Source organism: Brucella intermedia LMG 3301, from assembly GCF_000182645.1.
Taxonomy (GTDB): Bacteria; Pseudomonadota; Alphaproteobacteria; order Rhizobiales; family Rhizobiaceae; genus Brucella; species Brucella intermedia.
Genome location: NZ_ACQA01000002.1, coordinates 1,051,680 through 1,060,917, shown reverse-complemented (window position 1 = coordinate 1,060,917; position 9,238 = coordinate 1,051,680). Strand labels below are relative to the sequence as shown.

Below are 9,238 nucleotides of genomic sequence, written 5' to 3'. Positions count from 1 at the left end.
GGGAAGAGGTCAGGCGGTAATGCCCATTGCTCGTTCGACCGACAACCCTCCGACCGCAAAATCCTCAAGAAAAACCCCGGACTAGCCGGGGCTGTTTGTCAGCGAACTTGCAGTACCTCGCCGGAATACCGGTCGATGACTACCCGCATTTCATCATCGTAACGGTCAACTCCGCGGACGATGTAGACATTGCGTCGACGTGATACGCTGTCGATTTCGTCCATACCTTCTCTCTGAGCGATGCGTGCTGCACGTCGTTCGCTGATACCTTCGCGATATCGCGGGCGATCACTTTCGGGTTCTAGTAAGCGAATGCCGTTCGGGCCGATTTCTATGCTCTGTGCATGAGCAGGAAGAGCGGAAGCCAATACGGTTATCAGTGCTGCGAAAGCTGCAGGTTTGTACATTGTCCATCCAACATTCAGTGGTTCATATCGCCCGCCAATTACCGGCGGCTTTGTACAGCGCCTCGTCGCCAGTGAACATCGGCTTGTGGCTCAATTACGCTAACAAAGCGCATGATCCCGTGATCTTCAAGGCAGTCGACCAGACCCGCATTCCTGGTGGCGCTCGATATACTTCCGGTTCAGCAAATCGACAGCTTCCTTGGCATCGCTCTCGCTGAGGCCGGACTGTTTGTGGCCATCGATAGAGACAATCTCGCCGTTGAATACGTCATAGACGCACCACGTCATATCGCTTTCCCGGCGCATGTCGAAACCATTTCTAATCATAGCCATTCCTCCGATGATCAGATTAACGGCATCGGAATAACGAACGGGCGGCGCTTCCGTTCGATCAATTGGCATTACGCCTCAGAACGAACCGTGCGCGCATAGCACGGATTGAGCTGCCACCTCCAATACAGGACATCCTCATGAACAAAACAACGTTCTTCGCGTATGCGAGGCGCGCGCCTTTTGGCGGCCGTCTTTCGCAGGCGCAGGTCGACGGCACGTCGGCAATTCTCGCCGAAGCTGAGCGCCGAGGCCTGCCAGACGAGCAGACCGCTTATGTGCTCGCGACGGCATTCCACGAGACAGGCGGCAAGATGCAGCCGATCGAGGAAAACCTCAATTACACCAGTGCAGCACGCATCAGGCAGGTCTGGCCGTCGCGCTTTTCCACTGTGCAGAGCGCCCAGCCTTATGTGCGTAACCCGCAGGCCTTGGCGAATAAGGTCTACGGCGGGCGCATGGGCAATACGGGCGCTAACGATGGCTGGCTGTACCGCGGTCGCGCATTGGCGCAGATCACCGGTAAGGACAATTATAAGAAGTACGGCCTTGGCGATAATCCCGACGCCGCGCTGGAGATGGCCACGGCTATTCGCATCCTGTTCGACGGGATGATCAACGGCAAGTTCACTGGCAAGAGGCTGGCTGACTTTTTCGGTAGCGGATGGTCCGCTCCCCAGGATGCGCGCGCGATCGTCAACGGAAGCGATAAGGCCAGCCTCATTGCCGGTTACTACCGCAACTTCCTCGACAGCCTCGTGGCAGCTCGCGAAAAGAAACCTGCCAAGGCGGAAGACGCCAAGCCTGACGACGTGCCGCTGCTACAGGATAAGACCGTCCAGACGATCGTTGCCGGTACGGGCGGCACGCTCGTCACTGGCCTTATCGGTGCGGTTTCCAACCCTTGGGCGTTCGCGACGGTCGCGCTTCTGCTGGTCGCAGCAGGCGCGGGCTTCTGGCTCTGGAAAAGTGGCAGGCTCGAACTGAAGAGGGTGGCGGCGTGAGCCTCAAAAGGATTGCCATTGAATATGACAGCGACGCGGGTACAGCCACGCTGCGGATCGATAACGGCTCGCAGCAGTGGGACAACGCCAAACTCACAGTCTGCGATGCTACCGAGACACGCGACGGCTACTTGCTGCCGTTCACAGGGCAGCATCGCATGCTGATGTTGACAGGAGCGCCGACATGACTTGGCTTTTATCCCTGCGCTCCAAGATCACAGGCTGGGCCGTAGCAATCGCTGCGGCCCTTGCGATTCTGGCAGGCTTACCTCAAGGGCAGGGCGGACAACGCCACAAGCGCCACCGCAGACCGGCTCAAGGCCGCCAATAAAGCAAGGAAGATCGAAGATGAAACCAGCAAACTTGGCGGCGGTGATGTTGACGCTGCTTTGTCTCGGTGGATGCGTGACGGCCGGTAGCTACTGCGACGTAGCGCGGCCTGTCCGCCCGAGCGTCGAGGACAGTCTGACTGACGGCACGAAGCGCCAGATCCTCGCAGAGAACACGAAATTGGAAAAGCTTTGCGGGGTGCGGCCGTGAGGACGCGAATGTGGCTAGCCTGCCTATGGCTGGGCGTAGCAGCAAGGGGGATTATCGGATGACCGGCGCTGAAATCATGGCCGTTGTCGGCTTTATCGTGATGCTGATGGGCTTTCTGTTCGGGCTTTGGAAGTATGTTGAAAGCCAGATCGCGAAAGCTGAAACGCGCAACGCTGCGAAAGCCGATGCTGCAACGGCTCTTGCCAGCCTGACGCGGCAGGAGCTTTCCGACTACAAACTGCGGGCGGCTGAGACCTTCGCCACGAAAGCAGGCATGCAGGAACAGACGTCGCAGATCATGCGGGCCATCGAAAGTGTGGCGCATCGCATCGATGGGCTAACCGAGCGGATTGATAACATCATGGCAACGAGGACGGGGCGGGGGAGGGCATAATGTCTGTGAAATTGTGATGCCACTAAATTGCAGATTCATTTCTTAATCTGAACGTTTGTCGTTTCTAATTTTGTTGATTATGTTTTTGACGGCCTCGTCAATTATGGTGAATTCAGTTGCCATTAATTTTCTTTGGATTATATGATGAGGTTGTAACACCTTGCTAAACGTCCTCAAAAGAGGAGCTGCCACATGACCAACAAAGAACGGACGCAGACGCTACAGGCCCTCCGGGATACCAAAAAGAAGGCAACTGCTTCGAAGGCAGCAGCTCTTAAGTTGCTGAAAGAAGCAGGGCTTCTTACGCCGAAGGGCAATCTGAAAATGAAGTACCGTGAGTCACACAAAGCTGCCTAACGGTGACGTTTGCATAAATTAGCGACTTCCTTTGTGCTCGGCTACCACGGATGCTCTTCCGAGGTGGCCGATAAAGTTTTGGCTGGCGAAAATTTCAAGCCAAGCAAGAATGATTTCGACTGGTTGGGTGAAGGAGCCTATTTCTGGGAAGCGAACCCACTACGAGGACTTCATTACTATCGCGAGTATTGCGCCAGAAAAAAACTGGACTCATCAGATGGTACAGTAGTAGGTGCCGTTATTGATTTAGGTAACTGTTTAGATCTTACCACCTCAGCAAGCGTCGAAATTCTTAAGGAAAGTTACGAACTCACTCGAGTTAGTTTTGAGCAGGTAGGTGTGCCTCTGCCGAGTAACGGTAAAGAACCTGATCTTTTGACCAGGCGTCTCGACTGCGCTGTAATAAATTTGCTTTTTACCTCTCGTGCGCAAAAAAAACTTCCATTGTTCGATACAGTTCGAGGAATATTCATCGAAGGCGAACCTATTTACCCTGGTGCGGGCATTCGCGAGAAAACCCATATTCAGATTGCAGTTAGAAACCCCGAATGCATTAAAGGTGTGTTTCGGGTCAAACCCGCTGAGATCGGAGAGTGACTTCTTTTGATGTCAGGCCGGTCCGTGGACGAGGGGTTAGAAGAATGGCCTCTCAAGAGTGCTCATCTCCTCCAAGTTTGCTTGAACTCTTGGTCAAACCACATTTCCGCATCGTAGCGCGCACCCATTACCGAGCGAAAATCGAGATAATGGGAGTATCCTTTTGAGGATAACCAGGTAATGAAGTCACTGAAGCTCGGGTGCTCAAGTTCCTGTTGCGGTTGCGTCTTTCCCCACTCGTGACAAAGATACCGGATTGCCCGTTCGGCCTCATCTTTTTTCGTGCTGAGTTCCGTTTCTGGGATTTAACTATGAAAACTCACGTTCAATTTCGTCAAAATAAAGAAAGGCGCCCCGAAGGGCGCCAGTCATTTACTTCTTGGTGTCGCCGTAACCGGGCTTAGGTACACGTTCCACCGTGGTCGTCGTTGGCCTATTAACGGCGACGCTCACTGGAATAAATTGACCTGTACGGGAATCGCGACCGACTTTAAAAGTCTTAGACATAGTACTGAACGTACTTTCTCGATGACCTTGATTTTTGGCCCCGATAGTCGTATCCCACCCTTGCTACAGTGATGGATCGACTTGTGTCGCAAGGCGCATCGAAAAATCGACACTACCGAGGCAGGCTGCGAGGAATCGCGTCCTGCCTTTTTTTATTGCTGATTTTCGAATGGAAGTAAACTAGGATAATACAGCGCGTTACACTTATTCTACAAATCCTGTGAATATCTGTCAATATGTAATACGCATAAATGCTTGACTCCGTCCCGAGAACGAGTCCGCAATTGATCCTGTGGATAACTTAGGGTTGCACGTAGGCAGTTTTCAATACCTGTTCCAACTTTGTTCCAGTTATTCACATTTGCCTTTCGGATCTCTCCATTAACACCACATTTATCGAGACATTCCATCCTTCCTTTTGCGCCGCTCACCACGGTTACCAGGACGGCGCCGATCATTTCGTATCTTCTAACTGAAATTCCCGCCTGACCAGATCGGCGATATTCTCACGCCAGTTGGGATCAGTTGCTTGTATCCGGCGCACCAATTCCGCTTCCAACCGAATGGAAATACTCAGCTTTTCAATCGGATTTTTAGGGCGCCCACGGCGCTCACGCCTCCGGTCTTCGTTCATTGGTTACTCCTCTTCCAGATCCTCAAAACAGAAGCTGGGAGATGAACCTTGCCTGAAGGTTACGCGGCGTCTTTCTTATTCCCGCTTGACATCTCATCTCGAGGCTCATTTTCTTTTCACTATCGGACGACCAATCCGCGCCGCGAGTCGGCTACCAAACCAAACACGAGGAGACTGTATGTCCCATGACAGACAGGGCGCGGGTGCGCGCCTTTCACACGAAGAACTCCTGCGCCGAGCGGAGGCTTACCGCGAGCACGGCACGCTGGTTAAGGCTGCGGCGGCGCTTGGCATAAAGAAGTCGGCATTTCACGACAGCATTAAGCGGGCCGCTGAGATTGGGCTGCTGGGTCCGTCACCGACATTGCCCGGCTATGCGATCAAAAGCCTGACCGAGACGCCGAACGGCACTTACGTGCGCCAGACGAAAGAGGCTGGTCCAGTTTATGAGCCGACTGCAGGCCTTGCTGTCAAAGGCAAGACAACGCTCGTCAATGCCGAAGGCCGGGTGATTACTCAGCACATCATGGAGCGGGCGGACGATAAGGCTCGCGCCGAAGCGATGTCGGCAGCTTTGCAAGGCTTCAAGGATGAACTCCCGCAAGCAAAGCCCGTCCTCCCGCCTACGCATACTGCGGGTGACTTGCTGAACCAGTATACAATTACCGATCATCACTTGGGCGCCCTTGCGTGGAATGAAGAAACCGGGGCGGGCGATTACGATTTGAGGATCGGGGAACAACTAATTCTCGACTGGTTTGCCGCGGCTATTGCCCAATCTCCTAACGCCAAGCGTGCGGTCTTCGCTCAGTTAGGCGATTTTCTGCACTACGATTCATTCAAGAGTCTGACGCCAGAACACGGCCACCTTTTGGACAGCGATAGCCGGTATCCAAAGATGGTGCGCGCCGCAATCCGTATCATCCGCACCGTTGTGAGGATGCTGCTCGAAAAGCACGAGCAAGTGGACGTAATCATGTGCGATGCAAATCACGATCCCGCCGGGGAGGTGTGGCTTCGTGAATCTTTCGCTGCGTTTTATGAGGATGAGCCCCGCGTCAACTTCGATACGAACCCGGGAACCTACTCCGTCATTGAGCACGGAGACGTCTCGTTATTCTATCACCACGGCCATCGTCGCGGGACTAAAAACGTGGATTCGATCATGGTCGGCAAGTACCGCGAGATCTACGGCCGCACAAAATACAGTTACGCTCACACCGGCCACCGTCATGCTGACGAACTGCGAACGACCGACCTCATGAAAGTCGAACAGCACGAGACACTAGCCGCTCCAGATGCGTATGGTTCAAACTGGCTTTCTGGCCGCTCTGCCAAAGTAATCACTTACCACAAGAACTATGGCGAAGACGGGCGAGTGATTTTGTCGGCAGCCCGGGTAATGGGCGCCGCGCGTATGCCGATGGCCGCGAATGATAACAAGCCTAGCCGCGCGGCAGCCTGACCACCGCGCCGCCCACGGAGCGGCGCTTTCACCACAAACACGAGGAGAAACCATGCTTGAAGAAGCAGAAGACCGCGCTGCGCGAGCGGCGGTTGAAGGACGACAGATGGGGGCCGGTGGGGCAGTTATAAGTTGCCTGCCAAAACCTTATAACGACAATGTGTCAGTTGCCCAGCAACAGGCACGCAAGCCGCTCGTCATCATTGAAAGCCCTTACAGCGGCGACGTGGAGCGCAACACCAAATACGCCCGCGCGTGCCTTTTGGACAGCTTGCGGCGAGGCGAAGCACCGATTGCGAGCCACTTGCTGCATACGCAGGTGCTGGACGATTTGCGGCCTGATGAACGAGAACTCGGCATTGAGGCTGGACTCGCGTGGTATCGGGTGGCGGAGAAATGCGTGGTCTATGAGAATTTCGGGATGAGCCGAGGCATGGCGGAAGGAACGGCGCGAGCGCGTAGCCATGGCGTGCCGGTTGAATTTCGGCGGTTAGGGGCTTGGAGGGCGGCGGCATGACCAACTTCCACGTAGGCCAGAAGGTCGTCTGCATCGATAGCTCCGTCGGGTTCGAGCAGTTCCTGGAGATCAAGGAAGGCGAGATTTACGAGATCGCCTGGATTGGCCCGTTCGAACACTACACGCAGGGCAGTTTCATCGGCGTTCGGCTGAAAGGCGTCGATCGAGGAGTTTGCCCTCAGTTCGGTTATGACAACCCGCCGTTTGCGGCGCGTCGGTTTCGCCCGCTTGTTCGCGATAAGCTTTCGTCAGTTCGCGGACTGCTTGCAGGCGGGCCGGTGACTGAGAAGTTCGAAGAGCCGAAGCGGAATGTGAGGGAGGAAGTCTAATGGTTCCAGACGCACGAATTGACCGTGAAATTGCTCGTGGCGAACTGGATACCAGAAAGCAGCCCATGCCAAAGCCGGTTCACTTAACAGACCTGGGGCTTCGCGCATCCGCATCCCCCGTCACTTCCGACGGCGGCAGCACAAGCTACTACGAGCTACCTCCTCACGCGACCGAGCTAAACGACCTGATCGAACACAAAGGCATGTCCTTCGCGCTCGGCAACATCTTTAAGGCTTGCTATCGGTTTGGGGAAAAGGATGCGGCTAGTCGAGTGTATGACCTGAACAAAATCATTTATTTCGCCGAACGCCTCAAAACTTTGGAAACGAGAAGAAAAGCGTAGCCAGTAGCGTGCACTCTATGGGTGCTTATCTATGAAAAGAACGTTTTCGCGATGAGCAATCTTCTGAGGGGCGGCCTCTGTTTGTGCACGTCTTCAATATCGCGCCGCGCGGCTTGTCGGGGAAAAGCGGTTTGATCACGCGCCACTAGAAGTCGGTCAGGTCGTATCGGCTCATGGATGGCTTGATTCAGCTTACGTTACTCTTGGAAAGGTACGGCCCATCAACCGGCAGTCGCTAAGGAAGGCCGCATTTCCCCACGATTCTTGACGCCAAAGTTGCCACGGTCCATATAAATGGTGTCGAAAATGGCAGGTCGGTATCTGGTGAGCCCCGACCACTGTTCTTCGGAACGGTTCTTCCAGCCCTTAGCGGGGCCGCGGACCTCGACGGAAGCGAGCGTAACAGCCCGCCCGTCGATGCTGCGTCTTTTCACCTAGATGCATCGTCGGATCGGCTGAGCGCCTCTGTCAACTAAGTGCTGCGGCACGGAGACGAGGAACGTCCCATGTTCACCGACTACATTAAATTTCTTCCCCTGCTCTCGATGTGCGGATGGATCGCGATGTTCGCATCCAAGCATAAAAGCCTGTTCTTAGGCGACTGCATGGGCCTTCTTTACCACTTGGCGCTGGTGCCGGTGGTGGCTCTGCTCCCCGGTACTGTCGAAATCAAATTTGCCGGATACCTCTGGTTATTCAGTGACGCGATGGTCGATATGGCCTCGATCAACGGTGCCGGACACCAGAACGTTTGGACGGCACGGATGTGTGTGCATCTGATGGCATCGATTTGGATAGCGGGTGCTTCCTTCGGTATGACAGGCGCGGCTTGTTTCATCGGCGTTCTTCTGGGCGTGGGTCTTTTCCTGCACGCCCTACTCGGACCGCGTATCGAGCACACAAAGCAGGTTCTGTTCGTATTCGTTTTCCCTGGGATGATCGCTTGGCTCTTGTCGGTTGCCGATTGGCTGGGAGCCTTTTCGTTGACTGTTCCTGTCGGTCGCTGAACTACCTTCGCTTGCCTTACGGGGCATGACAACGTGCGAGCCTATCAAGCAAGCTGAATCTTAGGACGATGCCAAGTTACACCGTCGTTCCCGTTGATGGTTTCACGACTTGGTTCGCGCTATCGTTCAGAGCGTCTCGGATAGCCTGAACGTTCTCAGTGCCACTGGCAGGGCCGGATTGTCAGTCCGGCCGCCTTGGCTGCTTTGACAAACGATTTCCTGGCGGTGTTCGGCAGCCCTTCAAGGTCGGCCAGGCAAGCCTGCAACGCCTCCTCATATTCCTTACCGTGAGCGTCTTCCGGCCAATCCTCAAGCAGGCATCGAGCGGCTGTCGCCGTGTCCGGTACCACGCGGTATTTTCCGATACCGTAAAGCTGGACATCTACTGGTTTTCCCCAAGGCATATTCCCCTCCCGAAGAACTTGCCCTGCCGAGGGACGAGCGACGGCAGGGCTGCGTCAGCGACGGTTCTGGTGCAGGGTGTGCTGTGCTGGCGCCAAGGCAATTGGTTAGACCCCCTCGTGTGAAACTCCGCCTACAACCATTTGTTCCCGCCTAGGCGAGTGGATCGTATTCAACGGGTTGCGCACGAGCCGTCTGCTTTGGACCATTGCTGTTGGCAGCTGGACATTGTTCGATTTCGTGGCGTCTTTCGAACCGTTGGTGGGCCAACCGCGCTGATAGCTCACTGAGATAAGCGTGATCTCTGAGCCCGCTATGGTAAAGCATGATAGTGCACGATGCCAGGTCGGCAGCGGAGTAATCTTGGTCGCTTTCTTCAAGTATGGTCGCAGCATGACTGAAGC

The 9,238-nt window shown here is 54.9% G+C and carries 16 protein-coding genes; 12 read left to right on the top strand and 4 right to left on the bottom strand.

Going from position 1 to position 9,238, the window contains the following annotated elements; genetic code table 11:
* Nucleotides 1–98: 98 nt before the first annotated feature.
* Both OINT_RS17385 and OINT_RS17380 read right to left on the bottom strand, forming a co-directional pair.
* Nucleotides 99–407, bottom strand: a complete 309-nt coding sequence (locus OINT_RS17385) for a hypothetical protein (protein ID WP_006469206.1) — start codon at nt 405–407, stop codon at nt 99–101.
* A gap of 126 nt (nt 408–533) precedes the next feature.
* A complete protein-coding gene (locus OINT_RS17380) occupies nt 534–734 on the bottom strand; it encodes a hypothetical protein (protein WP_025089952.1) in 201 nt (66 codons plus the stop codon).
* A gap of 143 nt (nt 735–877) precedes the next feature.
* Here OINT_RS17380 and OINT_RS17375 point away from each other — a divergent pair, with 143 nt between their 5' ends.
* The 7 genes from OINT_RS17375 to OINT_RS23105 all read left to right on the top strand — a co-directional run bounded on the left by OINT_RS17375 (nt 878) and on the right by OINT_RS23105 (nt 3,629).
* Entirely contained in the window at nt 878–1,741 is an 864-nt protein-coding gene (locus OINT_RS17375; protein ID WP_006469204.1) for a hypothetical protein, read from the top strand.
* Nucleotides 1,738–1,929 carry a hypothetical protein gene (locus OINT_RS17370; protein ID WP_006469203.1) on the top strand — a complete coding sequence of 64 codons (192 nt, stop codon included), beginning with the start codon at nt 1,738–1,740 and terminating at the stop codon, nt 1,927–1,929. The genes OINT_RS17375 and OINT_RS17370 overlap by 4 nt, the downstream gene beginning before the upstream one ends.
* The gene (locus tag OINT_RS23890; protein WP_172491080.1) at nt 1,926–2,072 is read left to right on the top strand and encodes a hypothetical protein; all 147 of its coding nucleotides are present in this window, start codon (nt 1,926–1,928) and stop codon (nt 2,070–2,072) included. Before OINT_RS17370 ends, OINT_RS23890 begins: the two co-directional genes overlap by 4 nt.
* Before the next feature lie 17 nt (nt 2,073–2,089).
* On the top strand, nt 2,090–2,281 hold the full coding sequence (locus OINT_RS17365) for a hypothetical protein (RefSeq protein ID WP_039853319.1): 192 nt from the start codon (nt 2,090–2,092) through the stop codon (nt 2,279–2,281).
* A 58-nt stretch (nt 2,282–2,339) separates the two neighbouring features.
* Nucleotides 2,340–2,675, top strand: coding sequence for a hypothetical protein (locus OINT_RS17360; protein ID WP_039853318.1), 336 nt, complete (start codon nt 2,340–2,342; stop codon nt 2,673–2,675).
* A 192-nt stretch (nt 2,676–2,867) separates the two neighbouring features.
* Complete coding sequence (locus OINT_RS23885; RefSeq protein WP_006469200.1) at nt 2,868–3,032, top strand: hypothetical protein; 165 nt, start codon at nt 2,868–2,870, stop codon at nt 3,030–3,032.
* 63 nt (nt 3,033–3,095) lie between these two features.
* Nucleotides 3,096–3,629, top strand: coding sequence for a hypothetical protein (locus OINT_RS23105; RefSeq protein ID WP_235691679.1), 534 nt, complete (start codon nt 3,096–3,098; stop codon nt 3,627–3,629).
* A 961-nt stretch (nt 3,630–4,590) separates the two neighbouring features.
* Here the strand turns inward: OINT_RS23105 and OINT_RS17350 are convergent.
* Nucleotides 4,591–4,770 (bottom strand): hypothetical protein, encoded by a 180-nt coding sequence (locus tag OINT_RS17350; RefSeq protein WP_006469198.1) that lies wholly within the window; start codon nt 4,768–4,770, stop codon nt 4,591–4,593.
* Nucleotides 4,771–4,948: 178 nt separating this feature from the next.
* On the opposite strand from OINT_RS17350, the gene OINT_RS17345 reads away from it, so the two are divergent.
* The 5 genes from OINT_RS17345 (at nt 4,949) to OINT_RS17325 (ending at nt 8,432) form a co-directional block, all read left to right on the top strand.
* On the top strand, nt 4,949–6,235 hold the full coding sequence (locus OINT_RS17345) for a hypothetical protein (RefSeq protein WP_006471961.1): 1,287 nt from the start codon (nt 4,949–4,951) through the stop codon (nt 6,233–6,235).
* A gap of 52 nt (nt 6,236–6,287) precedes the next feature.
* The gene (locus tag OINT_RS17340; RefSeq protein WP_006471962.1) at nt 6,288–6,752 is read left to right on the top strand and encodes a DUF7768 domain-containing protein; all 465 of its coding nucleotides are present in this window, start codon (nt 6,288–6,290) and stop codon (nt 6,750–6,752) included.
* On the top strand, nt 6,749–7,081 hold the full coding sequence (locus OINT_RS17335) for a hypothetical protein (RefSeq protein WP_006471963.1): 333 nt from the start codon (nt 6,749–6,751) through the stop codon (nt 7,079–7,081). Before OINT_RS17340 ends, OINT_RS17335 begins: the two co-directional genes overlap by 4 nt.
* Nucleotides 7,081–7,425, top strand: a complete 345-nt coding sequence (locus tag OINT_RS17330; protein WP_006469195.1) for a hypothetical protein — start codon at nt 7,081–7,083, stop codon at nt 7,423–7,425. Before OINT_RS17335 ends, OINT_RS17330 begins: the two co-directional genes overlap by 1 nt.
* 506 nt (nt 7,426–7,931) lie before the next feature.
* On the top strand, nt 7,932–8,432 hold the full coding sequence (locus tag OINT_RS17325; RefSeq protein WP_006471964.1) for a hypothetical protein: 501 nt from the start codon (nt 7,932–7,934) through the stop codon (nt 8,430–8,432).
* Nucleotides 8,433–8,587: 155 nt separating this feature from the next.
* On the opposite strand, the gene OINT_RS17320 is transcribed toward OINT_RS17325, so the two are convergent.
* On the bottom strand, nt 8,588–8,836 hold the full coding sequence (locus tag OINT_RS17320) for a DUF982 domain-containing protein (RefSeq protein WP_006469191.1): 249 nt from the start codon (nt 8,834–8,836) through the stop codon (nt 8,588–8,590).
* Between the last annotated feature and the right edge of the window lie 402 nt (nt 8,837–9,238).